A 25,007-nucleotide genomic window follows, 5' to 3' on the forward strand; every position below is an offset into this window, starting at 1 on the left:
AATGAAGGTTCGCGATATCGGGGTTTTAGGTGCGGTTATTTTAATCGTTGCGATGCTCATCATCCCTCTTCCTCCATGGATATTAAGTTTCTTAATTGTCATTAATATTACGTTTGGCATAATTGTACTGCTAACAGCAATGAGTATGAAGGAGGCATTGGATTTTTCAATTTTTCCTTCAGTGATTTTACTGTTAACCTTGTTCCGATTAGGCTTAAGTGTTTCAACAACCCGTGCGATCTTAGCAAATGGTGATGCAGGGGCTGTAGTTGAAACCTTTGGTGACTTCGTAGTTGGAGGAAATATTCTTGTTGGTTTAGTTGTCTTCTTAATTCTTGTGCTCATTCAGTTTATTGTTATTACAAAGGGTTCGGAGCGTGTGGCTGAGGTAGCAGCTCGTTTCACGCTTGATGCGATGCCTGGTAAACAAATGAGTATTGACGCTGACTTAAATGCAGGGATTATTTCCGAAAAAGAAGCACGTGAACGACGTGAAAAAGTAGCAGGAGAAGCAGATTTCTATGGGGCGATGGATGGTGCTACAAAATTTGTAAAGGGAGATGCCATTGCCTCAATGGTAATGGTTATTATCAATTTACTATTCGGTATTATCATCGGTGTCGTGCAAATGGGTTTACCATTTGCCGAGGCAGCGACCCATTTTTCGAAGCTAACAGTAGGAGATGGTATTGTTTCTCAAATTCCTGCACTGCTGATTTCAACGGCAACAGGGATTGTCGTAACACGTGCTTCTTCTAAAGGAAGTCTTGGAGAGGATATCACAGGACAGTTATTTGCCCAAGCAAAATTGCTGTATGTAGCTGGTGGTACAATTACATTATTAGGATTATTTACGCCTATTCCTAACTGGGTGACGCTCCCAATCGGTATTTCATTAATTGGGGGTGCCTATATGATGGAGCGGAAGAAACCTGAGGATGAAGAGGACTTACTTGAAATTGAGGAAGAAGTGGCAACAGATGGTATGAAGAGCCCTGAAAACGTTGTGAATTTATTAAATGTGGACCCTATCGAATTTGAATTTGGTTATGGATTAATTCCTTTAGTAGATGCTGCTCAAGGTGGAGATTTACTAGATCGTGTTATTATGATTCGTCGTCAGCTAGCATTAGAATTAGGAATAGTGATTCCAGTTGTTCGTATTCGTGATAATATTCAGCTTCAGCCTAATGAATATCGCATTAAAATTAAAGGAAATGAAATGGCACGAGGCGAGCTATTGCTGGATCATTATTTAGCAATGAGCCCAGGGGACGATGATTCGATTGAAGGCATTGATACAGTTGAGCCCTCATTTGGATTACCTGCTAAATGGATTACAGAGCAAGTAAAAGAAGAGGCAGAAATGTTTGGCTATACAGTTGTAGACCCACCAAGTGTAGTATCAACACACTTAACAGAAGTGATCCGTGCAAATGCACACGAATTGCTAGGTCGTCAAGAAACAAAGCAACTAATCGACCATTTACGCGAAACACATTCAATTTTAGTCGAAGAACTAACACCTACACCTTTATCTATAGGAGAAATCCAAAAGGTACTTGGCAAACTGCTACGAGAAAATGTTTCGGTACGTAACTTGCCAATTATTTTTGAAACATTGGCAGACTATGCTAAGCTAACAAGTGATACAGATATTTTAACGGAATATGTGCGTCAGTCACTAGCACGCCAAATAACAGCGCAGTATGTTGGCGATAGCCCAGCGCTAAAGGTAATCACAGTGTCAGGAAAAGTAGAAAAAATGATTGCGGATAGTATTCAACAAACAGATCATGGTAACTACTTAGCAATGGACCCACAAGATTCACAAACAATATTAGAAACGATTGCTGGAGAAGTAGAGCGCGTTTCCTTTATGGAACAATCCGCCATTATTTTATGCTCGCCAGCAGTACGTATGTACTTACGACAGTTAACAGAACGTTATTTCCCGCAAATTCCAGTTCTCTCTTATAATGAATTGGATGCTTCGGTTGAAATTCAAAGTGTTGGGGTGGTGAATGTTCAATGAAAATGAAAAAATATTATGCATCTTCCATACCAGAAGCGATGAAGCAAGTGCGGGCAGAATTAGGTGAGGACGCTGTTATTTTAAACTCAAAAGTAATCATAACAAAGAAATTTTTCGGTATGATTAAAAAGAAAAGCTTTGAAGTAGTTGCAGGGGTCGATACAATAGAACCAAATCATGTGGTGCCAACACCTGCAATATTACCTGCAACAACAAAAGACAATGCAAGGTTACAAGAGATTACCAATGCTATTCAAGCCAAAATTCATCAGGACCAACCACAGCCGGTTACTGTAAATGAGGACACTGGTATTTCTGAAGAATTGAGGAAGGAAATTGCAGATTTAAAATCTTTAATGCAATCGATGCATAAAAAGACTACCAAAGCTCAATATCCCGATGAACTCTTACCCTTCATTGAATACTTAAAACAGCAAGAGCTAAGTGAAGAGCTCATCACAACGATTGGTGATGAGCTTTTTATGTATTTCAGAGAAGCGTCAGAAATAAATTTTTCACAATGCAAATTGATCACGAAAAATTTATTGCGTAAAAAGTTAGAGAGCCTTCCAATTGGAGGGTTATCCTATGAACGGAAATATATTAATGTTTTAGGGCCAACAGGGGTTGGCAAGACAACGACGATCGCCAAAATGGCAGCGAGAGCTGTATTAGAAAAAAAGAAAAAAATAGGCTTTATTACAACAGATACTTACCGAATTGCTGCCATTGAGCAATTAAAAACATATGCAGGGCTGTTACAGGCCCCTGTGGAAATTGCTTATAATGCAACGGACTTTGAACAAGCCATTCAAAAACTATCGTATTTAGATTTAGTGTTTATTGATACAGCTGGTCGAAATTATAAAGAAACAAAATATGTAGATGATCTCCAACGTCTTATTAAATTTGATGATCAAGCAGAATCCTTTTTAGTGCTTGCGATGACTACGAAAGAAAAGGATATGGCGAACATTGTAGACCAATTTAAGCAGTTACCAATTGAAAAATTCATTTTTACAAAAATTGATGAAACAAATTCTATTGGCACAATGATCAATTTAATGATTAAATATACTAAAGGACTTGCTTACTATACGAATGGTCAAGAAGTACCAGAAGATATTGAAGAAGCTGATTTAGAAGCAGTACTTAATTTGTTTTTTCAAGGTGAAGAAAAATGAGAGACCAAGCTGAAACATTACGCTTGAAAATGATGAGACGGCAAGGCGAATTAGGAAGAGCAATTGCAGTTGTAAGTGGCAAAGGTGGAGTTGGTAAAAGTAACTTCACCATGAATTTTGCTATAACCCTGGCTCAAAAAGGAAAAAAAGTTGCTATTGTAGATATGGATATTGGCATGGGGAATATCAATATTCTAATTGGAAAAAATGCTTCTTATAGTTTAAAAGATTACTTAGAAGGAAATAAGTTACTGGATGAGGTAATATTTGAAGGACCCCAAGAATTAAGGTATATTTCAGGTGGATCTGGTATGACGAGCGTTCTGGATTGGTCAGAAATTATGTTTGAGCGACTTATCCATGCCTTTGAACAGCTTCAAAAGAACTATGATTATATTTTATTTGATATGGGAGCTGGTGCAACAAATTGGTCGTTAGATGTACTGACATCGATTGATGAAATTATCGTTATTTCAACGGCAGAGCCAACTTCTATAACAGATGCGTATTCCATGATGAAGTATATTCATGTAAGAGATTCAGAGAAGCAATTTTATATTCTCTGTAACCGTGCTTTTAGCAAAGAAGAAGGCATCGAAACAAATGAACGTTTAAAGCTTACCATGAAGCGCTTTTTGGATAAAGATGTTACCATTCTAGGCTCTTTACCTGAAGATCCTGTTGTGCGTAAGGCTGTACGTGAGCAAGTACCGTTTTCACTTGCTCATCCAGATGCACTGATTTCAAAAACATTACAGCTAATAGTCGTTCGTTTCATGGAATATCGTGCAGAAGAAATTCATGCACATGACCAGACAACAAAGAAATTTTTAACAAAATTAAGAAGTATTTTTTCGAAAGGGCGTGATTAATTGGACTTTTTACATAAAAGCAAGCTATTAGTCGTGGATGATTCTGCTTTTATGAGAAAGCTAATTAGCGACTTTTTTGTAGGCAGCTCGAAAGTGGAAGTAGTTGGTACAGCTCGAAATGGAAAAGATGCAATTAAAAAAATTCAATCCTTGAAACCAACAGTTGTAACAATGGATATTGAGATGCCTGAAATGAACGGGCTAGACGCTTTAAAAGAAATTATGAGACAATGCCCAGTTCCTGTAGTAATGCTCTCCAGCACCACGCAACATGGGACAGAAAACGCCATCGTAGCAATTGAAAATGGAGCAGTCGATTTTGTCGCTAAACCAAGCGGAACAATCTCTCTTGATTTACATAAAATTCAAAGTGAACTTGTGTATAAAGTAGAGCAAGCAGCGATGGTGCCAATTTCTAAATTGAAAAAACTTTCTACTAGTAAACACCAACAAGAATCAGTGACAAGAGCGAGTACTGTAATGAAAGAATCCCAGCAGCATCAACGAATGCCAACTCCTATAAATACAATAGCTGTTAAAGTAGAAGCAGCCAGGCCACAGGGAGAATGGAGTAAAGCAGGAAAGAAAATTGTGTTAATTGGCACATCAACAGGAGGACCTCGTGCACTGCAGGAGGTTATTACTAAAATTCCAAAGTCTATTCAAGCGCCTATTTTAATTGTTCAACATATGCCAGCAGGATTTACTAAATCACTCGCTACTCGCCTAGATCAGCTAAGTGAAATTGTTGTAAAAGAGGCTGAACAAGGCGATATTTTGCAAAATGGCATAGCCTATATTGCACCTGGTGGCTATCATTTAAAACTTAGAAAAGTAGGAACGACATTTTGCATTGTCCTTGATAATCAGGAAGCCCCTAGAGCTGGTCATCGACCTTCTGTAGATGTTATGTTTGAAGATGTTAGTCAATATAGTGATTTTGATAAAATAGCGGTAATCATGACAGGGATGGGGCATGATGGCTCTAACGGACTAAAGGTATTAAAAAATACTGGAAATGTCATAGCTATTGCTGAATCAGCAGGAACTTGCATTGTATATGGTATGCCAAAAGCAGCAGTAGAGACGCAACTTGTTGATGAAGTTGCAGATGTAGATGATATTGCACAAACGATAATGAAATATTTGCCTTAAAAGGGGTGTCCTCTTATGGAAGTCAATCAATATTTAGAGATGTTTATTGAAGAAAGTAAAGAGCATTTACAAGCATGTAGTGAGCATTTATTAGAATTAGAAAAAAGCCCAGATGATTTGGCAATTGTAGGAGAAATCTTCCGTTCAGCACATACATTAAAAGGTATGTCTGCCACAATGGGCTTTGAAGATTTAGCAGATTTAACACATAAAATGGAAAATGTGTTAGATGCAATTCGTAATGAGAAAATTCATGTAACGCCTGAAATTTTAGATGTTGTCTTTGAATCTGTTGATCATTTAGAAGAAATGGTGATGGACATTGCAAGCGGTGGAGATGGCAAGCGAGATGTATCTTCAACAGTGGCACAGCTTAAACGGATAGAATTAGGTGAGGAAGCCATAGTGGTGCCGGAAGTGGCGGCAACGGAAGTTGTTGAGCCAGCAGTAGAAAGCGCATTAGAGTATGATAGCTTTGAACAAACGGTGATTAGCCAATCTTCTGAACAAGGCTTCCACGCATATGAGATTTCAGTAAAATTACGTGATGATTGTCTACTGAAGGCTGCACGAGTATTTATGGTATTTGAGATTTTAGAAAAAGATGGGGATGTTATTAAAGCAAGTCCATCTGTTGAAAAGCTTGAGGATGAACAATTTGATCAACAGTTTTATGTGGCATTTGTGACAAAAGAATCGGCTGAGGATATGCAGAAAAAGTTAATGAAAGTTTCTGAGGTTGAGGAAGTAGCCGTGACATTGATTAATCAAAAGGCATTTAGTGAAAAAGAGTATGAGCCGCAGCAAGAAGTAGCTGTGACAGTAGCGGAGGTGGCTACACCAGCTGCTGCACCACCACAAGCTGAACCAGTAGTGAAACCTAAAAAGGCAGCATCTTCTGCAAAGGCTGATAAAAGTCAACATGCGCCTGTTGGCAATAAAACGATTCGTGTCAATATTGAGCGTCTCGATATTTTAATGAACCTATTTGAGGAACTAGTGATTGATCGTGGTCGATTGCAATCGATCTCAACAGAAGTCAACCATGGTGAGCTTAATGAAACGGTAGAGCGTATGAGTCGTGTTATGGGCGATCTGCAAACAATTATATTAACGATGCGAATGGTTCCAGTTGAAACAGTGTTCAATCGTTTCCCGAAAATGATTCGTCAGCTATCACGTGACTTAAATAAGAAAATTAATCTTGAAATTATCGGTGCTGAAACAGAGCTTGACCGCACAGTTATTGATGAGATTGGCGATCCACTTGTCCACTTAATCCGTAACTCTGTAGATCATGGTATTGAGAACCCAACTGCTCGTCGTGCAAAAGGTAAACCTGAAGAGGGAACGGTTGTCCTGCGTGCTTACCATAGTGGGAACTATGTCTTTATTGAAATTGAAGATGATGGTGCGGGTATTAATCGTGAAAAGGTATTAGCAAAAGCTATTGCTAAAGGCGTTGTCACACTCGAACAATCCTACGCAATGTCTGATAGGCAAATTAATGAGCTAATTTTAGCTTCAGGCTTCTCAACAGCAGATGTTATTTCTGATGTGTCAGGTCGAGGTGTAGGGTTAGACGTTGTAAAAACAACAATTGAATCACTGGGTGGTAATATTTCCATTGAATCTACACAAGATGTAGGCTCAAAATTCTCTATTCAATTACCGTTGACATTATCAATTATTTCAGTAATGCTTGTGGAGATTGAAAAGGAGATTTATGCAATTCCACTATCATCTATTATTGAAACATCTATTATCCGTTCATCAGAGATTATGAATGCACATAATCAAAAAGTAATCGACTTCCGTGGTAAGGTTGTGCCATTGGTATTCTTAGAGGAAATCTTTGAAGTGCCTCGTAAAGAGCAGCAAGATGAGGAATTCCACTCTGTAGTAATCGTTCGTAAAGGTGAAAAACTTGCTGGTTTAGTGGTAGATTCCTTCATTGGTCAACAAGAAATAGTCTTGAAATCACTAGGGAATTACTTAACAAATATCTTTGCTATTTCAGGTGCAACAATTTTAGGTAATGGGAAAGTAGCCTTAATTGTCGATTGCAACGCACTAATTAAATAAGGTGAATGAATAGAGAGGTGTAAAGTATGACAAATGCAGTGGAACAAGAAAGTATTAAAGTTATTGTTTTTCAATTAGCAGATAAAGAATATGCTATTCCTGTATCTCATGTACAAGGAATTGAAAAATTAATGCATATTACACGTGTACCAAAAACAGTGAATTATGTGAAGGGTGTTATTAATCTACGTGGTGTCGTAACACCGATTGTTGATTTACGTGAACGCTTTGAATTACCGATCTCTAAACATGAGGAAACAACACGCATTATCATTATTTCATTAGAAGATATGGAAGTGGGCTTTGTTGTGGATTCTGCCAATGATGTAATTGATATTCCTGCAAATGCTATTGAGCCGCAGCCAGAGGTGGTTGGCTCATTGGAGGAGGAATTTATTTCAGGTGTGGCAAAAGTAGGGAAGCGGTTATTAATTTTATTACATTTAGAGAAAGTATTAAATCCACTAAAGTAGGGATCAATAATGACATTTAATCAAAAAATTACATCACTACATTTAGATGTATTGAAGGAAATTGGAAACATTGGTGCTGCGCATGCCGCGACAGCACTTTCCAATTTACTTGGGAAAAAAATTGATATGCGTGTCCCAAAGGTAGAGATGGTCTCCTTCCATGATATGATGGAGCTTGCTGGCGGATCAGAAAATGTTGTTGTTGGTATCTACCTTCGCATTGAAGGCGATGCAGAAGGTAGCATGTTCTTCATCCTACCTATTGAGCAAGCAAACCGCTTTATTCGTCGCTTGCTCTATGATGAGACATTTGATTTTAAAAAACGACCTGTTTCTGAGCTAGGCTTATCGGCGATGCAGGAGATGGGGAATATTTTATCAGGCTCCTATTTATCGGCCTTATCTGATTTTACGAATTTAAAAATTTACCCGACTGTGCCTGGATTAAGCGTTGATATGTTTGGTGCGATTATTAGTATCGGTTTAATTGAATTATCACACGTCAGTGATAATGTGATTGTCATAAATACATCCATTTTTGAAGAAGGTGTGGAGGACCACGAAACAGTAAGGGGTCATTTCTTCTTGCTACCAGATCCAGATTCTTTTGATGCTATTTTTAAAGCATTAGGAGTTTCATAATGATGCTAAATAGTAGTGGGCAAGTGATTAAAGTGGGAATTGCACAAATGGATGTAGTAAAGCTGCCAAACACAATTCGAACTTCAGGTCTTGGCTCCTGTGTTGGCGTTATTTTATATGATGAGTCAAAGAAAATTGCTGGTTTAATCCATGTAATGTTACCAGATTCTAGCTTAGGAAGAACGGAGTCACTGAATGTAGCAAAATTTGCTGATACAAGTATTGCAGCAATGATAGATCTATTAAGATTAGAAGGTGTTCAAAAATTTAAATTAAAGGCGAAAATTGCAGGTGGCGCACAGATGTTCCAGTTTACTTCCGATAAGGATTCAATGCGTATTGGTCCCCGCAATGTAGAAGCTGTCAAGAATGAATTGAAGCGACATGGCATTCCTTTAGTGGCTGAGGATACTGGTGGAAATAGTGGCCGAACGATTGAATTTAATCCTGAAACATCAATCTTACACATTCGAACGGTTAACCAAGGAGTGAGCGAAATCTAATGTTTGGTTCTATATTTTACAACCTTTGGGGAGCGCTAATTGCCTTTTCTATTTATTTTTTTAGTACCTTTCAAAAACCGCATACACCTCTTCGTATTATTATCAGCTCCTTTGTTGCAGCCATCATTGCGTTTATCGCTATGTATATAGTACGTTTTTTAATAGCCTATATACTGTATACACCTGAGGATAATGAAGAAGCAATTGAGGATGAACAAGATGAAGGAAAAGAGCGTCTTGAAGAGCAAAATCAAGAAACACCAGTAGCTCAGTCAACGGTGGAATTTCAAGATGAGAATTCAGAAGAAATTGCACAAGTCGTACGCACAATGATGAATCGAGAAGAAGAGGAACAGGTAAATGTATAAAATAGTGAGTCGCCTAGAGCGGCTCTTTTTTAGTGATTGGCAAAGAAATCAGTGGTGTCTATATTTTTTCCATACAGTTGATGCTAAAACAAATGGATTTTCAGCGTATGCTTTTGTCATGTAACTTTCATCGCAAATAGCTATTCGTCAACTGACCATGGCTTATATAAAATTTGTATAATAAACATGTTTGATAATAGACAAATAATACGGAGGAATATTATGGAGGCGAGGAGAAACAAATGAAATTACAATGGATTCTTGTTATAATATAGAAAAGATAATAATAGCTTGTGATTTTTTAACAATTCTAATATTAATAATTAAAATGACCTTAATGAGATTTTTGTCAAACATGGAGATTCATCATTAGCGTAACAGAAAACAACTTTGTGTTTGGCAAGGATGCTTTTATACATAATCAAAAAGAACAACCAAGAAATCCTTATGAATGAGAAGTTTTGTAACGTGAGTAGTTCGTGGTACATAGACATGTAAAGGCGTTTATTAGAGAGGTGGATTTCATGACACAACCAATTTCGAATGATGAGCAAAAACTATGGAATCGCTGGATCAATAAGCGTGATCCAGATGCAGGTGATTTATTAATAAAAAAATATATTTCTTTAGTATCCTATCATGTCCAACGCATCGCTGCGGGTTTACCAAAGAGCGTATCACGCGATGATTTAACAAGCCTAGGAATGGTAGGCTTATTTGACGCGTTAAATAAGTTTGATATTAACAGAGATTTAAAATTTGATACATATGCTTCCTTCAGAGTAAGAGGAGCCATTATAGATGGCTTACGCAAGGAAGATTGGCTACCGCGTTCAGCGCGTGAAAAGGCTAAAAAATTAGATGCTCAAATTGAACAGCTCGAGCAAAAATATATGCGTCATGTAACGCCAGAGGAACTTGCGGAGCACATGAAGCTACCTGTTGAAGATGTCTATCAAACGGTACAGGAGCATTTTTTTTCAAATGTGTTGTCGATTAACGAACAGCAAGACCAAGAAGAAGCGGATGGTAAATCCTTTGTCATTCGAGATGATACAATGCAAACACCTGAGCAAGTGATGATTAAATCAGAGCTGTTGGATGATTTAGCCGAAAATATTCAAAAGCTTAATGACAAAGAACAGCTCGTCCTTAGTTTATTTTACACAGAGGAATTGACGTTGACTGAAATTGGTGAAATGCTTGAATTATCAACATCGCGTATTTCACAAATCCATTCAAAAGCGTTATTAAAGCTACGAAAGCTCTTATCTACCGAAATGATTAATGCGTAAATATTCTTAAGGGAGAGATTCCAATGAGTTTAAAAGGTGTTGAATTGCAAATTGCTATTCCTAAAACATTTGAAGCTGGTAAAATGGCAGATCAGGCACAGCAACAAGTATTGGCTCAGCAAGCACATGCAAATGAAGCGCTCAAAAAAGAAGTGGAACGCAAACAAAAAATCGTTAATACATCAGAGAGTATGGATGAAATTAGTGAGGAAGAAGAAGCAGGTGGCGAATATATAAACGGAATTTATAAAAAAAAGAACAAGCACAAGCTTAAAAAACAGGCGAAACATCCATTTAAAGGGAATTTTGTGGATTTTAGTGGATAGGAGTTTACGTTAACAATGACAACCATACTAATAGCGGTACTATTCTTTTTACAGCTACTATCGTTTTATTTCCTGATTATTTTAAACACAAAGCTAGCAAAATTTAAGGAGTTAGAAAAAAAGCAAGAGCGCTTAATGCGCGAAATGGATGACACGATTAGTATGTATTTAACGGAAATGAAAGATGAGAATGACCGCTTTATTCAAGAACTACAAAATGTTTCACAGCCAGAACTAGCACCAGTGAGCATTCAGCACACAGCACCAGTAATAGAACAAAAGCAGTCTTCTTCGTCAACAGTACAACAGGAAAAAGATGATAGCTCTACAATACTAGAAGCGGATACGCGCGTTTATATACCTAAAAATATAGTAGCCAATGCTTATTCACGTCAGCAGCAAGCTAGCACTAATAATAGTCCTATAGCTCCAACGACAACCAATCAAGTGCAAAAGAAAGAACAGACGTTAACATTAGAACAACAAGTGCTAGAATTGATGAAACAAGGAAAAACATCAGAAGAAATAGCGAAACAACTGCAAAAGGGCAAAACAGAAATCGAGCTTTTACTGAAGTTTCAGCACTAAATTGTTGCGAATAGCCTAAAGCTATGGTATAGTTGCAAATGGTGTTATTACTACACACGCATTTTGATGTAGTAAGTGGTGCTCTTATGTTAAGAGTAGCTTGTTGCAAATGATAAATGCGGAGGATCAAAACCAAACATACTAGGAGGAAATACAAATGTCAGTAATTTCTATGAAACAATTACTTGAAGCTGGTGTACATTTTGGTCACCAAACTCGTCGTTGGAACCCAAAAATGAAGAAATATATCTTCGTTGAGCGTAACGGGATCTACATTATCGACTTACAAAAAACTGTTAAAAAATTAGAGGAAGCTTATGACTTCATGCGTCAAGTTGGTCAAGACGGTGGTAAAGTTCTTTTCGTGGGTACGAAAAAACAAGCACAAGAAGCGATCAAAGATGAAGCTGAACGTTCAGGCAACTACTACATCAACCAACGTTGGTTAGGTGGTACTCTTACAAACTTCGGTACAATTCAAAAACGTGTTGCACGTCTGAAACAAATCGAAAAAATGGAAGAAGAAGGAACTTTTGAAGTTCTACCTAAAAAAGAAGTAATTCAACTTAAAAAAGAACACGAACGTCTAACTAAATTTTTAGGCGGTATCCGTGATATGCATGAACTTCCAGACGTAATGTTCGTGGTTGACCCACGTAAAGAACGCATTGCAGTTGCTGAAGCTCGTAAATTAAACATCCCTCTAGTAGGTATTGTTGATACAAACTGTGATCCAGATGAAATCGACTACGTAATCCCTGCTAACGATGATGCTATTCGTGCTGTTAAACTTTTAACTGCTAAAATGGCTGACGCTTTAATCGAGTCAAAACAAGGTGAAGAGGAAGCTCCAGCTGCTGAAGCTGTTGCTGCTGAGTAATTCACGTTTACAAAAAGGTGATAAGTGGCTCAAACCTCTTATCACCTTTTTTAGAACCTAGCAATAAATTTTGTTCAACCAATTTGAGGAGGAAACACTAAATGGCAAACATTACTGCACAATTAGTAAAAGAATTACGCGAAAAAACTGGCGCTGGTATGATGGATTGTAAAAAAGCGTTAGTACAAACTGAAGGTAACCTAGAAGCTGCGATCGACTTCCTACGTGAAAAAGGTCTTTCTTCAGCTGCTAAAAAGGCTGACCGTGTTGCTGCAGAAGGTACAACTTATATTTTAGAACAAGGTAATGAAGCAATTATCTTAGAAGTAAATGCTGAAACTGACTTCGTTGCAAAAAACGATAAATTCCAAGTACTTGTTGCTTCTTTAGCAGAGCAATTACTTACTGCTAAACCAGCATCAGTAGAAGATGCATTAGAGCTTGCAAATGCAGAAGGCGTAAAAATCGCTGACCAAATTTCAACGGCTGTTGCAACAATTGGTGAAAAAATTACGCTTCGTCGTTTCGAAATTAAAACAAAAACGGATGCAGATGCATTCGGTTCTTATTTACACATGGGCGGCCGTATTGGTGTATTAGTAACTTTAGAAGGGTCTACAGATGCAGCAGCTGCTAAAGATGTTGCAATGCATATTGCAGCAATCAACCCAACTTACGTTTCTCGCGAGGAAGTTTCTGCTGAAGAGGTTGAACGTGAGCGTAAAGTATTAACTGAACAAGCGCTTAATGAAGGTAAACCAGAAAACATCGTTGCGAAAATGGTTGAAGGTCGTCTTGGTAAATATTTCGAAGATGTTTGCTTACTTGACCAAACTTTCGTTAAAAACTCAGATCAAAAAGTACGTGATTTTGTAGCTTCAATTGGTGGTTCTGTAAACAGCTTTGTACGTTACGCTGTTGGTGAAGGTATCGAAAAACGTGAAGATAACTTTGCAGAGGAAGTAATGAGCCAAGTTAAAGGTAACTAATTTAGCTTGCATTTGATCCTAATCAAATAATCACTAGATTTTCTAGGCAAAAAAATGGGGAACACAACATAGCGTGTTCCCTATTTTTCCGAAATAAAAGAAAAAACAAGATAATTTTCTATTCTGCCTTAATTCACAGCTAGCAATTATTGTACTATATACTATAATGGAAAAGGGAATAGAGTAGTTTTAAATAAAGTCTTACGGAGGTTTACAATGAGTGTGCCGCAATATAAAAGAGTTGTTATTAAATTAAGTGGTGAAGCGTTAGCAGGAGAAGCGGGCTTCGGTTTATCACCCAAAATAATCAAAGCTGTTGCAGAAGAAGTAAAAGAAGTAGTAGATCTCGATGTAGAAGTTGCTGTTGTTGTAGGTGGCGGTAATATTTGGCGTGGGAAAATTGGTAGTGAAATGGGTATGGATCGTGCAGCAGCCGACTATATGGGCATGCTTGCGACAGTGATGAATTCCCTTGCTTTACAAGATGCGCTTGAAAAACTAGGCATTGAAACACGTGTTCAATCTTCTATTGTGATGACACAAGTAGCAGAGCCATACATTCGTCGTAAGGCAGTTCGCCATTTAGAAAAAAAACGTGTTGTGATCTTTGCAGCGGGAACAGGTAACCCATTCTTCTCAACAGATACGACTGCCGCATTACGCGCAGCAGAAATTGATGCAGATGCGATTTTAATGGCGAAAAATAATGTTGATGGCGTTTATTCAGCAGATCCAAAATTGGATGCAACAGCTATTAAATATGATACACTCACATACTTAGATGTTATCCAACAAGGCTTACAAGTAATGGATTCGACAGCTTCTACGTTATGTATGGATAACGATATTCCGCTAATTGTTTTCTCAATTACGGAGCCAGGTAATATTAAACGTGCTGTACAAGGCGAAAAAATCGGAACGGTTGTTAGGAGGAATGCATAATGGCTAAACAAGTATTAGAACAAGCAAAAGAAAAAATGAACAAAACAATTGCGGCTTTTACACGTGAATTATCTTCAATTCGTGCAGGTCGTGCCAACGCATCATTACTAGATCGTATTACAGTTGATTATTATGGCGCACCAACACCCATCAATCAGCTTGCAGGGGTTTCTGTACCAGAAGCTCGCTTATTAGTAATCACACCTTACGATAAAACGATTTTAGGAGATATTGAAAAGGCAATTATGAAATCGGATATTGGGATCACCCCAACAAATGATGGCTCTGTTATTCGTTTAACCATCCCTGCTCTAACAGAAGAGCGTCGTAAGGATTTAGTGAAGCAAGTGAAGAAAGAAGCAGAAGACGCAAAAATTGCTGTTCGTAATGTTCGTCGTGATGCCAATGACGATTTGAAAAAACTTGAAAAAGCTGGCGATATCACAGAAGATGATCTACGTGGCTATGGTGAAGATATTCAAAAATTAACAGATGACTTCATTGTAAAAGTAGATCAAGTAATGAAAGATAAAGAAAAAGAAATTTTAGAGGTGTAAACAGACGTTTTACATGTCTATGATGGAACTTTTTGATGAGATAAAGGCGTCCTATACTTAACAGGACGTCTTTTCTCTTTACGATCTAGTAAGCTAAGAAGAGGGAAAAGGATAATATTCAGTCATACTCTTTATGAAGAGAGTGGATGGACATAATACATCATCTCCATTAAAGATGCTGGTAGGTTTTCATTTCTAAAAGTCTATATGAAAATTTCATTGTGTGTATAGTTCTAAAATAAGCTAGTTTATACATAGTCAATTTAGAGGGAAAAAAAAGACAAAGAGCACTTTTGTTTGTTATGATAGATTAGTATACGTCCGATTAGTTGTAGTGGGGGAGTTAGCATGTTTAAAAAGCTATTAGGTAAACAAATAAATATGGATACACTATCATTGGAGGAGCGTGTGGCTCTTACTAAAAGCGAGCCGATTCCTGCCCATGTAGCGATTATTATGGACGGAAATGGACGTTGGGCAAAGAAAAGAGCTATGCCACGTGTTGCTGGTCATCATGAAGGAATGAAGACCGTACGTAAGGTAACAAGATTTGCGTCAGACTTAGGTATTAAAGTGTTAACAGTATATGCCTTTTCTACAGAGAACTGGAAACGACCAAAACCTGAGGTCGATTTTTTGATGCGCCTACCTGTTGAATTTTTAGGTTCTTTTTTACCTGAAATGATGGAGCGTAATGTACGTGTTGAAATGATTGGAGACCCATCTTTATTACCTGCTCATACACAAAAGGCGTTGTATGAAGCAATGGAAGAAACGAAGCATAATACAGGGCTTGTTTTAAATTTTGCATTGAATTATGGCAGTCGTTCTGAAATGGTCAATGCCATGAAAATGATGCTTCAAAAAGTACAGGACGGTCAATTAACAATGCAGGACATAACAGAAGATTGCTTAACAGCTCATTTAATGACGGCCCATTTGCCTGAGCCCGATTTATTAATTCGTACAAGTGGTGAAGTGCGATTAAGTAACTTTATGTTATGGCAGCTCGCCTATACAGAATTTTGGTTTACAGATACATTGTGGCCAGATTTTAGTGAGGAAAACTTACTCGAAGCGGTAGAAAACTATCAGAAACGTAATCGCCGTTACGGTGGGTTGAAGGGAGAAGAAACAACTTGAAACAACGAATTATCACGGCAATCATCGCAGCAGCACTTTTTATTCCGTTCGTCATCTATGGCAAAGTACCATTTACCATACTTGTGCTTGCAATGGCTATTGTCGGTTTTTATGAAATACTCAAAATGAAAGGTATTTCGATTTTTTCTGTGCCTGGCTTCTTAGGGCTTATCACCTTAACTTTGCTTGTTATACCACAGAGCTGGAGTGAGAAAGTGGTAGCGACCATAGGCTATTCCTCCAATTTAATGATCGTCTATGGTCTTGTGATGTTACTACTTATTTATGTGGTGCTTGTCAAAAATAAAATAACCTTTGATGAGGTTGCCTTTATTTTATTAGGTGCATTTTATGTAGGCTTAGGATTCCATTATTTAATCGAAACAAGAAATGTTGGATTAGAATATGTTGTTTATTGTTTATTAGTCGTTTGGACAACCGATTCAGGCGCATACTTTGTAGGAAGAAAATTAGGGAAGCATAAGCTATGGCCAGAAATCTCACCAAAGAAAACGATTGAAGGCTTTATAGGTGGAATTGTGATTGCTGTTATTTTTGCTGTGGCGATGCAGCTTATTTATCCATTTGCAAATGGTATGCTCTCACTTATTTTTGTAACCATTTTTGCTTCCATTATTGGTCAAATGGGGGACTTGGTCGAATCTGCCATTAAACGTCATTTTAATGTAAAAGATTCAGGAAATATTTTACCAGGGCATGGTGGTATTTTAGATCGCTTTGATAGTTTATTATTTGTCGTGCCTCTCCTACATTTTTTACATCTTTTTGGTAATTAACACATAGTCTAAAAGATATCTTACTAAATCATTGCTTAGATAGAAAAAAGGGGATAAGATGTTGTGAAAAAAATTAGTTTATTGGGCGCAACTGGTTCAATTGGTTGGCAAACCTACGATATTTTAAAAGAGCAACGTGAGGCTTTTCAATTAGTCGCTTTTTCTTCAGGAAAAAATATCGAGAAAACGCGAGAAATGATTGATACATTGCAGCCTGAGCTTGTATCCGTGCAATTAGAGGAAGATGCACGAATGCTTGCAAAAGATTATCCAACCATCCAATTTACATTTGGTGCACAAGGGCTTGTTGAGGTGGCTACGCACCCTGATTCAACAGTGCTTGTCAATGCTGTGCTTGGCAGTGTTGGGCTTGAATCCACATTAGCAGCGATCCGTATGGGGAAAACAATTGCCATTGCCAATAAAGAAACACTGGTAACAGCTGGCCATTTAGTAATGGCGGAGGCTAAAAAATACAATGCAACGATTTTGCCCGTTGATAGTGAGCACTCTGCTATATTCCAATCTATGAATGGTGAAAACCCAAAAAATATTGAGCGTCTCATTATTACCGCTTCAGGTGGTAGCTTCCGTGACAAAACACGTGAACAATTAAAACATGTAACAGTGGCAGATGCACTGAATCATCCAAATTGGTCGATGGGCGCAAAGATTACGATTGATTCAGCTACTATGATGAATAAGGGGCTAGAGGTCATTGAAGCACATGTATTATTTGGTATGCCATATGATAAAATAGATGTACTTTTGCATCGAGAAAGTATTATTCACTCTTTAGTTGAGTATCATGATACTAGTGTGATTGCACAGCTAGGCACACCCGATATGCGCGTCCCAATTCAATATGCATTAAGCTATCCAGATCGTATACCTTTGCATAATGGTCAACGTCTAAATTTAGCACAAATCGGCCAGCTTCATTTTACAGAAATGGACTTTGAGCGTTACCCGGCATTGCGCTTAGCGTATGAGGCAGGGCGCACAGGTGGTACGATTTTAACAGCTATGAATGCAGCCAATGAAGCGGCAGTTGCCGCCTTTTTACAAGGGAAAATCACCTTCCTTGAAATTGACGAAACAATTGAACGCGTCATGCAAGCACATCCAAACATTGCAGTGCCAGATTTACAAACGATATTACAGGTGGACAGTGAAACAAGAAAAATAGTGTTAGACATGGTAAAATAACGTAAGCAAGACATCGTTAACTAAACGCTTTTAAAGGTGGGGTATTATGCAAACAGCCATTGCATTTATATTAATATTTGGTATGCTTGTCTTCTTTCATGAACTTGGGCACTTTTTATTTGCCAAACGTGCAGGTATTCTAGTACGTGAATTCGCTATTGGAATGGGTCCTAAAATTTATGGGAAGACACATGGGGAAACTATGTATACCATTCGTTTATTGCCTATCGGCGGATATGTGCGTATGGCAGGCGAGGACATGGATGGCACAGAGTTACAGCCAGGCTATCGAATAGGGCTAATTGTCAATGAAGATAATATCGTTCAAAAAATTATTTTTAATCAAAATAATAAGCAATTACCAGATTTATTATTTTTAGAAGTTGAACGTGCTGATTTAGAAAAGGATTTGTTTGTAGAAGGCTATGATGAAGAAGAGCGCTTAGTACGTTATCAAGTAGCAAGAGATTGTGTGCTCGTGGAAAATGGTCGTGAGCTTGTTATTGCGCCACAGGATCGTCAATTTAATGCAAAAACGGTTGGACAACGTGCTATGACAATTTTTGCAGGACCATTATTTAACTTTATTCTTGCATTTGTCATTTATTTGGTAATTGGTTTAATCCATGGTGTCCCAACTTATGAGCCCATTATTACAGAAGTTGTAGAAAATGATCCAGCTGCACAGGCAGGGATGCTAGCAGGGGATAAAGTAACAGCGATTGATGGACAAGCCGTTGAAAAATGGCAGGATTTAGCCACTATCGTGCAAGATCATCCAAATGAAAATATTAGCGTCACTGTTGAACGAGATGGCCAATCGGTTAATTTGGATATGACTGTCAAGGAAATTCAACAGGATGGCGAAAAATATGGTCAAATTGGTGTGCGCTATGAGAGCCCAAGAGAATTTAATCCACTAAAGGCTGTTGTCTATGGGGCACAAGAAACCTATAATATGACTGTAAAAATATTTGAACTTCTAGGTATGCTGATTACAGGTAAGTTCACAATAGATGCACTGTCGGGTCCTGTCGGTATTTATAAAGCGACAGAGCAAGTAGCACAGTACGGTATTATGAACTTAATGAACTGGGCAGCAATGCTAAGTATTAACCTAGGGATTATGAACCTACTACCATTACCAGCACTTGATGGGGGTCGCCTATTATTCTTTGGCTTTGAAGCTTTACGTGGTAAACCAATTGACCGCCAAAAAGAAGGGCTTGTGCATTTTGTCGGCATTGTGCTACTAATGATTCTAATGGTTGTTGTGACATGGAATGATATACAACGATTTTTCTTTTAATAACTAGATATTGTTGGATTTCAATGAAGTTTTATTTTCTAGCTTTGAGTGCATTTTCGATGAAACATTGCGCTCAAAGCTAAATTTGTTTATGCTATTGAGAGTATAACTTATTTATTTAAAAAAGGTGGAACACTGAATGAAGCAAAGTAAAACATTTATCCCAACATTACGTGAAGTACCTGCTGATGCTGAGGTAAAATCACATAAGCAATTACTACGTGCAGGGTTTGTTCGTCAAAATACAAGTGGGGTATACTCTTATTTACCGCTTGCCAAACGTGTATTATCAAAGATTGAAACCATTATTCGTGAAGAAATGGAAGCGATTAATTCGATTGAGCTCTTAATGCCATCCTTACAATCGGCTGAGCTTTGGCAGGAATCAGGGCGCTGGGAAAAATACGGTCCAGAATTAATGCGCTTGAAAGACCGACATGAGCGTGATTTTGCGTTAGGGCCAACACATGAAGAAGTGATTACAACATTAGTACGCGATGAAATTAAATCCTATAAAAAATTACCGCTCACATTATATCAAATTCAAACGAAGTTCCGTGATGAAAAACGTCCTCGCTTTGGTCTATTACGAGGCAGAGAATTTATTATGAAGGATGCTTATTCCTTCCATGCTTCACGTGAAAGCCTAGATGAAACATATGAGGATATGTACCGTGCCTATTCAAATATTTTTACGCGCCTTGGCTTAAACTATCGTGCTGTTATTGCGGATGCAGGATCTATTGGTGGAAAGGGCACACATGAATTTATGGTGCTTTCAGCCATCGGGGAAGATACAATTGCTTACTCTGATACTTCAGATTATGCAGCAAATATCGAAATGGCTGAAGTAATCGTTGACTATCAACCATCTGATGCCGCTTTAAAAGAAGTTGAAAAAGTAGCAACGCCAGAGCAAAAAACAATTGAAGCTGTCTCAGCGTTTTTAAATGTAGAGCCTGCCGATGTTATCAAATCTCTAGTTTTTGATGTAGATGGGGAGCTAGTGGTTGTCCTTGCACGCGGAGATCATGACATTAATGATATTAAATTAAAAAATGCCCTTGATGCAGATTCTGTCGAGCTTGCTAGTGAAGCAGCAATTCGTGATTTATTAGGCTGTGGCGTTGGTTCGATTGGTCCAGTAAAATTACCAGTAGACGTAAAAGTAGTAGCAGACCATGCTATTAAAGCGATCTGTAATGGTGTTGCTGGTGCAAATGAAGATGGATTCCACCTAGTCAATGTGAACCCAGAGCGTGATTTCGCTGTTAACGACTATTTAGATATTCGCTTTATTCAGGAGGGAGACCCTTCTCCAGATGGACAAGGCACAATTAAATTTGCGGAAGGTATTGAAGTTGGGCATATTTTCAAATTGGGTACAACTTACTCTGAAAAAATGAATGGTACTTTCTTAGATGAGCAAGGGAAAGCTCAACCGTTTATTATGGGCTGCTATGGCATTGGTGTTTCCCGTATTTTAGCTGCTGTGGCGGAGCAATTCCAGGATGATAACGGATTTACTTGGCCAATACAATTAGCGCCATATGATATTCACGTTGTGCCTGTGAATACAAAAGATGAAGCGCAAGTAGCGTTAGCGGATGAGCTATATGGTTTATTAAAATCATACCGTTATGATGTTTTATTGGATGATCGTGCTGAACGTGCAGGTGTTAAATTTGCAGATGCTGATTTAATTGGCTTACCTGTTCGTGTAACAGTCGGTAAAAAAGCAACAGAAGGCATTGTGGAAGTGAAATTCCGACAAACAAGTGAAACGTTTGAATGGAAAAAAGAAGAAGTTATTGATCGCTTAAATGAATTTTTCCGTAAAAACTAATAAGTAAGCTTCCAGAAAGAGCAATGTTTCTAATAGAGGCTTTTCTTAAATTTTGATAAGATAGTGGTAAAGAATTCGCGATACTTCTGTGGAACCGTGAGTCAAGCAAGAAACGACAGATTGTTCTGTTAAGCTTGAAGTGCGCCCACAGTGAGGAAGCGAATTTTTTTCTTGAATGCTCATCATAGCTTTAAGACGAATAAAGAATAGAGGGTTTAGCAAGATAACCTTTTTTCTGAAAGTAGGTGTTGATCGATTGGAACAGCAACAAGAGGCAAGATCGAGATTTCGAATGCTCTTGCAGCAACTAGAATTAACAGATGATGTCTATATGTCATTTTTTGAAGCAGGTGAATTATCACGTTTAACCGTCCGTAAAAAGGATCGGCTTTGGCATTTCACCATTATATTGCAGGATATACTGCCTTTTTCGTTATACCAGCTTTTCCGTACACGTTTAACAGAGAAATTTTCAGCGATTGCTCAAATTTATACAACGTTTGAAACAATCGAGAAAAATGTAACAGAGGAACTTGTACAAGCTTACTGGTTAAGTGTTGTTGAGCAAATTGATGAGATGGCACCAACGCTGAAAAGCTGTCTTATCTCTCAAGTTCCTATGTGGAATGGCCAAAAAATCACCTTGTCCTGTATGCAGGAAATGGAATATATGATGCTAAAAACAAAGTATGCTGACAAGCTGGCAGAAAGCTATTGTCAATTTGGCTTTCCTCGTTTGGCATTTGATTTTGTCCTGCAAGAGCAATCAGAAGAAATGCTTGCAGCACAGGAAGCATTTGTCGAACAGAAGCGTATGGAGGAAGTAGCTCTCGCACAACAAGCGATGGAAGATTATCAAAAACGTGAGAAAGAGAAAAAGGATAATCCAGCAGCGGCAAGCCTCGGTGATCGACCATTCCAGCTTGGTATGCATATTAAAGATGATGAAATTATGGAAATTAAACGAATTATCGAGGAAGAGCGCCGTGTCGTTATCGAAGGATTTGTCTTTGATACAGAAATTAAAGAACTAAAAAGTGGCCGTTCGTTATTACAAATTAAAATTACGGACTATACCGATTCAATCATTGTCAAGATGTTCTCACGCGACAATGATGATGCAGAATTGATGCAGCATCTGAAAAAGGGTATGTGGGTGAAAGTACGAGGCTCTGTCCAAACAGATACATTTATCCGTGATTTAATTGTGATGGCAAATGATATTAATGAAATTAAAAAGCAAACACGTCAGGATTTAGCACCAGAGGGTGAGAAGCGGGTCGAATTGCATTTGCATACACCAATGAGTCAAATGGATGCTGTAACACCTGTTGATAGGCTTGTTGCACAGGCTGCAAAGTGGGGCCACCCAGCAGTTGCTATTACCGACCATGCTGTTGTGCAGGCATTCCCTGAAGCATACGCGGCTGGGAAAAAGCATGGCATCAAGATTATTTATGGCATGGAAGCTAACTTAGTAGATGATGGTGTCCCGATTGCATATGCGCCAGAGCATCGTTTATTAGCGGATACAACCTATGTTGTCTTTGACGTAGAAACAACAGGGTTATCAACAGCCTACGATACCATTATTGAACTTGCCGCTGTCAAAATTAAAGATGGACATGTCATCGATAAATATGAAAGCTTTGCCAATCCACATCATCCACTGTCAGCAACAACTATCGAGCTAACAGGTATTACGGATGATATGGTACGAAATGCACCAGAGGTTGAGCAGGTCATTAAAGAGTTCCATGCATTTATTGGGGATGGCATTGTTGTTGCCCATAATGCATCATTTGATATAGGTTTCTTATATACAGGCTATAAAAAATATGGGCTTGAAGGAACCAGACATCCAGTTATTGATACTCTGGAGCTTGCCAGATTGCTTTATCCAACAATGAAAAACCATCGTTTAAATACATTATGTAAGAAATTTAATATTGAATTAACACAGCATCACCGAGCTATTTATGATACAGAGGCAACAGGCTATCTACTTTTACAACTGTTAAAAGATGCAGAGCAACTCGCCATTAAATACCATGATGATTTTAATAAGCATATTGGTGGTGGCGATGCCTACAAAAAAGGCAGACCCATGCATTGCACAATTTTAGCTGTCGATAATGCAGGCTTGAAAAATTTATTTAAAATCGTTTCACATGCTCATACAAAAACATTTTATCGTGTTCCTCGTGTGACCAGAGCAGTGCTGGAGCAATATCGGGAAGGGCTATTAGTCGGCTCAGGCTGTAGCAATGGCGAATTATTTGAAACCATGATGAATAAATCTCCTGAGGAAGCGGAGCAGGTTGCTCGATTTTATGATTATATCGAGGTACAGCCAAAAGCGGTCTATGCTCCGTTGATTGAACGCAATGTTGTGCGTGATGAATGGACATTAGAGGATATTATTCGAAAGCTTGTCAAGCTAGGGAAAAAACTTAATAAGCCTGTCGTGGCAACAGGTAATGTCCATTATTTAGATCCAACAGATGCTATGTTTAGGCAAATACTGATTGGCTCTCAAGGTGGCGCCAATATTTTAAATCGATCAAAGCTACCTGAGGTTCATTTTAGAACAACGGATGAAATGCTGAAGGAGTTTGATTTTTTAGGTCCTGATCTTGCCAAAGAAGTAGTTGTAACCAATGCACAAAAAATCGCTGACAGCATTGGTGATGTAAAGCCGATTAAAGATGATTTGTATACACCAAAAATCGAAGGCTCTGATGATGAAGTAACCAATTTAACCTATGAAATGGCACATCGTATATATGGTGAGGAGTTGCCTGAAATCGTTAAAGCCCGTGTTGAAAAAGAACTAAAGTCGATTTTAGGGCATGGCTTTGGGGTAATTTATTTAATTTCTGCCAAGCTGGTAAAAAAATCATTAGCGGATGGCTATTTAGTAGGGTCTCGTGGTTCTGTTGGTTCTTCGTTAGTAGCGACCTTTATGGAAATTACCGAGGTTAACCCATTACCACCGCACTATATTTGTCCAAACTGTAAGCACTCGGAGTTTTTTGACGATGGCTCTGTCAGCTCAGGCTTTGACTTGCCGAATAAAGATTGTCCAGAGTGTGGTACATCTTATAAAAAGGACGGGCAAGATATCCCATTCGAAACGTTCCTTGGCTTTAAAGGAGATAAGGTACCTGACATCGATTTGAGTGCGACACGTTGCTAATTGAAAAGATTAGCCACCATTAATGGTAGAACTGCTATTTCGAAGTGTGGAATGACGGAGTAACGCCCCGAAACACACTCGCTGAAGCTACGACATGCAAGCGGATGACTGCAAAATTGAAACTTGTATGAAGCTCGTTAAAGTGGGCTGAAGTTCACCCAAACAGTACAGCTGTGGAAAAGGAGACATCCTGTGAATGATAGGTCTGGCGTCTATAAACTTTCTATGGTTAGAATCAGTAGATTGACTGGGACGAACCCTCGATTGACTTTTCGTGAATGTCACGCAGTAGAAATGCTGTGGGGTCCAAATTAGGGCTTCTAGGTGTGGATGAGTAAGCGTTTGATTCTGAAAATCCATCTTGTGTTACAGGCACATGCAAGCCTAGCGGAATTTAGGGGGAACCTAAGGGAAGATGTACAGATAGAAATAGTGGAACGTGTGAAGCTCCAAACGTAAGAGACAGTTGCATGTCGATGACGACGGTACGAGGAAAGGCTTTTAGCTATAACTCGTTTTAACGGAGTGGCAGTAGTGCCGTAGTACCGATGATGAAATGCCAGCGATGACTGAATAGCAAATAGGTCGGAGGAAAAAACATTTCTGAGGG

General features: G+C 38.4%; 21 protein-coding genes and 1 pseudogene. All 22 read left to right on the forward strand.

Going from position 1 to position 25,007, the window contains the following annotated elements; genetic code table 11:
* Position 1 precedes the first annotated feature (1 nt).
* On the forward strand, positions 2 to 2,035 hold the full coding sequence (flhA, locus tag ADM90_RS04980; protein WP_053993938.1) for a flagellar biosynthesis protein FlhA: 2,034 nt from the start codon (positions 2 to 4) through the stop codon (positions 2,033 to 2,035).
* Entirely contained in the window at positions 2,032 to 3,219 is a 1,188-nt protein-coding gene (gene flhF, locus ADM90_RS04985; protein ID WP_053993939.1) for a flagellar biosynthesis protein FlhF, read from the forward strand. The genes flhA and flhF overlap by 4 nt, the downstream gene beginning before the upstream one ends.
* On the forward strand, positions 3,216 to 4,091 hold the full coding sequence (locus ADM90_RS04990; protein ID WP_053993940.1) for a MinD/ParA family protein: 876 nt from the start codon (positions 3,216 to 3,218) through the stop codon (positions 4,089 to 4,091). The genes flhF and ADM90_RS04990 overlap by 4 nt, the downstream gene beginning before the upstream one ends.
* Positions 4,092 to 5,246 carry a protein-glutamate methylesterase/protein-glutamine glutaminase gene (locus tag ADM90_RS04995; protein WP_083448458.1) on the forward strand — a complete coding sequence of 385 codons (1,155 nt, stop codon included), beginning with the start codon at positions 4,092 to 4,094 and terminating at the stop codon, positions 5,244 to 5,246.
* 15 nt (positions 5,247 to 5,261) lie between these two features.
* Positions 5,262 to 7,331 (forward strand): chemotaxis protein CheA, encoded by a 2,070-nt coding sequence (locus ADM90_RS05000; RefSeq protein WP_053993941.1) that lies wholly within the window; start codon positions 5,262 to 5,264, stop codon positions 7,329 to 7,331.
* 26 nt (positions 7,332 to 7,357) lie between these two features.
* Entirely contained in the window at positions 7,358 to 7,804 is a 447-nt protein-coding gene (locus tag ADM90_RS05005; protein WP_053993942.1) for a chemotaxis protein CheW, read from the forward strand.
* A gap of 9 nt (positions 7,805 to 7,813) precedes the next feature.
* Positions 7,814 to 8,446 carry a chemotaxis protein CheC gene (locus ADM90_RS05010; RefSeq protein ID WP_053993943.1) on the forward strand — a complete coding sequence of 211 codons (633 nt, stop codon included), beginning with the start codon at positions 7,814 to 7,816 and terminating at the stop codon, positions 8,444 to 8,446.
* Complete coding sequence (locus tag ADM90_RS05015) at positions 8,446 to 8,949, forward strand: chemotaxis protein CheD (RefSeq protein WP_053993944.1); 504 nt, start codon at positions 8,446 to 8,448, stop codon at positions 8,947 to 8,949. Before ADM90_RS05010 ends, ADM90_RS05015 begins: the two co-directional genes overlap by 1 nt.
* Entirely contained in the window at positions 8,949 to 9,317 is a 369-nt protein-coding gene (locus tag ADM90_RS05020; protein WP_053993945.1) for a hypothetical protein, read from the forward strand. The genes ADM90_RS05015 and ADM90_RS05020 overlap by 1 nt, the downstream gene beginning before the upstream one ends.
* 524 nt (positions 9,318 to 9,841) lie before the next feature.
* The gene (locus ADM90_RS05025; RefSeq protein WP_053993946.1) at positions 9,842 to 10,612 is read left to right on the forward strand and encodes a FliA/WhiG family RNA polymerase sigma factor; all 771 of its coding nucleotides are present in this window, start codon (positions 9,842 to 9,844) and stop codon (positions 10,610 to 10,612) included.
* Positions 10,613 to 10,635: 23 nt separating this feature from the next.
* Positions 10,636 to 10,938 (forward strand): hypothetical protein, encoded by a 303-nt coding sequence (locus ADM90_RS05030; RefSeq protein WP_053993947.1) that lies wholly within the window; start codon positions 10,636 to 10,638, stop codon positions 10,936 to 10,938.
* A 15-nt stretch (positions 10,939 to 10,953) separates the two neighbouring features.
* The gene (locus ADM90_RS05035) at positions 10,954 to 11,526 is read left to right on the forward strand and encodes a DUF6115 domain-containing protein (protein WP_053993948.1); all 573 of its coding nucleotides are present in this window, start codon (positions 10,954 to 10,956) and stop codon (positions 11,524 to 11,526) included.
* Positions 11,527 to 11,683: 157 nt separating this feature from the next.
* Entirely contained in the window at positions 11,684 to 12,406 is a 723-nt protein-coding gene (gene rpsB, locus ADM90_RS05040; RefSeq protein WP_053993949.1) for a 30S ribosomal protein S2, read from the forward strand.
* Positions 12,407 to 12,507: 101 nt separating this feature from the next.
* On the forward strand, positions 12,508 to 13,395 hold the full coding sequence (gene tsf / locus ADM90_RS05045) for a translation elongation factor Ts (RefSeq protein WP_053993950.1): 888 nt from the start codon (positions 12,508 to 12,510) through the stop codon (positions 13,393 to 13,395).
* A gap of 216 nt (positions 13,396 to 13,611) precedes the next feature.
* Positions 13,612 to 14,337: a UMP kinase gene (pyrH, locus tag ADM90_RS05050; protein WP_053993951.1), complete on the forward strand. Its 726-nt coding sequence runs from the start codon at positions 13,612 to 13,614 to the stop codon at positions 14,335 to 14,337.
* Positions 14,337 to 14,894 carry a ribosome recycling factor gene (gene frr / locus ADM90_RS05055; RefSeq protein WP_053993952.1) on the forward strand — a complete coding sequence of 186 codons (558 nt, stop codon included), beginning with the start codon at positions 14,337 to 14,339 and terminating at the stop codon, positions 14,892 to 14,894. Before pyrH ends, frr begins: the two co-directional genes overlap by 1 nt.
* 348 nt (positions 14,895 to 15,242) lie before the next feature.
* Complete coding sequence (locus tag ADM90_RS05060) at positions 15,243 to 16,037, forward strand: isoprenyl transferase (RefSeq protein WP_053993953.1); 795 nt, start codon at positions 15,243 to 15,245, stop codon at positions 16,035 to 16,037.
* Complete coding sequence (locus ADM90_RS05065) at positions 16,034 to 16,834, forward strand: phosphatidate cytidylyltransferase (protein ID WP_053993954.1); 801 nt, start codon at positions 16,034 to 16,036, stop codon at positions 16,832 to 16,834. Before ADM90_RS05060 ends, ADM90_RS05065 begins: the two co-directional genes overlap by 4 nt.
* A gap of 63 nt (positions 16,835 to 16,897) precedes the next feature.
* The gene (dxr, locus tag ADM90_RS05070) at positions 16,898 to 18,043 is read left to right on the forward strand and encodes a 1-deoxy-D-xylulose-5-phosphate reductoisomerase (RefSeq protein ID WP_053993955.1); all 1,146 of its coding nucleotides are present in this window, start codon (positions 16,898 to 16,900) and stop codon (positions 18,041 to 18,043) included.
* A gap of 46 nt (positions 18,044 to 18,089) precedes the next feature.
* The gene (rseP, locus tag ADM90_RS05075) at positions 18,090 to 19,352 is read left to right on the forward strand and encodes an RIP metalloprotease RseP (RefSeq protein ID WP_053993956.1); all 1,263 of its coding nucleotides are present in this window, start codon (positions 18,090 to 18,092) and stop codon (positions 19,350 to 19,352) included.
* A 139-nt stretch (positions 19,353 to 19,491) separates the two neighbouring features.
* Positions 19,492 to 21,198, forward strand: a complete 1,707-nt coding sequence (locus ADM90_RS05080; RefSeq protein ID WP_053993957.1) for a proline--tRNA ligase — start codon at positions 19,492 to 19,494, stop codon at positions 21,196 to 21,198.
* Positions 21,199 to 21,454: 256 nt separating this feature from the next.
* Positions 21,455 to 24,382, forward strand: a pseudogene (locus ADM90_RS05085) (PolC-type DNA polymerase III); the annotation flags it as partial.
* Positions 24,383 to 25,007: the final 625 nt, after the last annotated feature.

Origin of the sequence: Lysinibacillus macroides, from assembly GCF_001281525.1 — a bacterium.
GTDB lineage: Bacteria > Bacillota > Bacilli > Bacillales_A > Planococcaceae > Lysinibacillus > Lysinibacillus macroides.

Coding starts and splice junctions, on each gene's coding strand:
- flhA (WP_053993938.1), top strand. CDS start 2: ATGAAGGTTCGCGATATCGGGGTTTTAGGTGCGGTTATTTTAATCGTT.
- flhF (WP_053993939.1), top strand. CDS start 2,032: ATGAAAATGAAAAAATATTATGCATCTTCCATACCAGAAGCGATGAAG.
- ADM90_RS04990 (WP_053993940.1), top strand. CDS start 3,216: ATGAGAGACCAAGCTGAAACATTACGCTTGAAAATGATGAGACGGCAA.
- ADM90_RS05000 (WP_053993941.1), top strand. CDS start 5,262: ATGGAAGTCAATCAATATTTAGAGATGTTTATTGAAGAAAGTAAAGAG.
- ADM90_RS05005 (WP_053993942.1), top strand. CDS start 7,358: ATGACAAATGCAGTGGAACAAGAAAGTATTAAAGTTATTGTTTTTCAA.
- ADM90_RS05010 (WP_053993943.1), top strand. CDS start 7,814: ATGACATTTAATCAAAAAATTACATCACTACATTTAGATGTATTGAAG.
- ADM90_RS05015 (WP_053993944.1), top strand. CDS start 8,446: ATGATGCTAAATAGTAGTGGGCAAGTGATTAAAGTGGGAATTGCACAA.
- ADM90_RS05020 (WP_053993945.1), top strand. CDS start 8,949: ATGTTTGGTTCTATATTTTACAACCTTTGGGGAGCGCTAATTGCCTTT.
- ADM90_RS05025 (WP_053993946.1), top strand. CDS start 9,842: ATGACACAACCAATTTCGAATGATGAGCAAAAACTATGGAATCGCTGG.
- ADM90_RS05030 (WP_053993947.1), top strand. CDS start 10,636: ATGAGTTTAAAAGGTGTTGAATTGCAAATTGCTATTCCTAAAACATTT.
- ADM90_RS05035 (WP_053993948.1), top strand. CDS start 10,954: ATGACAACCATACTAATAGCGGTACTATTCTTTTTACAGCTACTATCG.
- rpsB (WP_053993949.1), top strand. CDS start 11,684: ATGTCAGTAATTTCTATGAAACAATTACTTGAAGCTGGTGTACATTTT.
- tsf (WP_053993950.1), top strand. CDS start 12,508: ATGGCAAACATTACTGCACAATTAGTAAAAGAATTACGCGAAAAAACT.
- pyrH (WP_053993951.1), top strand. CDS start 13,612: ATGAGTGTGCCGCAATATAAAAGAGTTGTTATTAAATTAAGTGGTGAA.
- frr (WP_053993952.1), top strand. CDS start 14,337: ATGGCTAAACAAGTATTAGAACAAGCAAAAGAAAAAATGAACAAAACA.
- ADM90_RS05060 (WP_053993953.1), top strand. CDS start 15,243: ATGTTTAAAAAGCTATTAGGTAAACAAATAAATATGGATACACTATCA.
- rseP (WP_053993956.1), top strand. CDS start 18,090: ATGCAAACAGCCATTGCATTTATATTAATATTTGGTATGCTTGTCTTC.
- ADM90_RS05080 (WP_053993957.1), top strand. CDS start 19,492: ATGAAGCAAAGTAAAACATTTATCCCAACATTACGTGAAGTACCTGCT.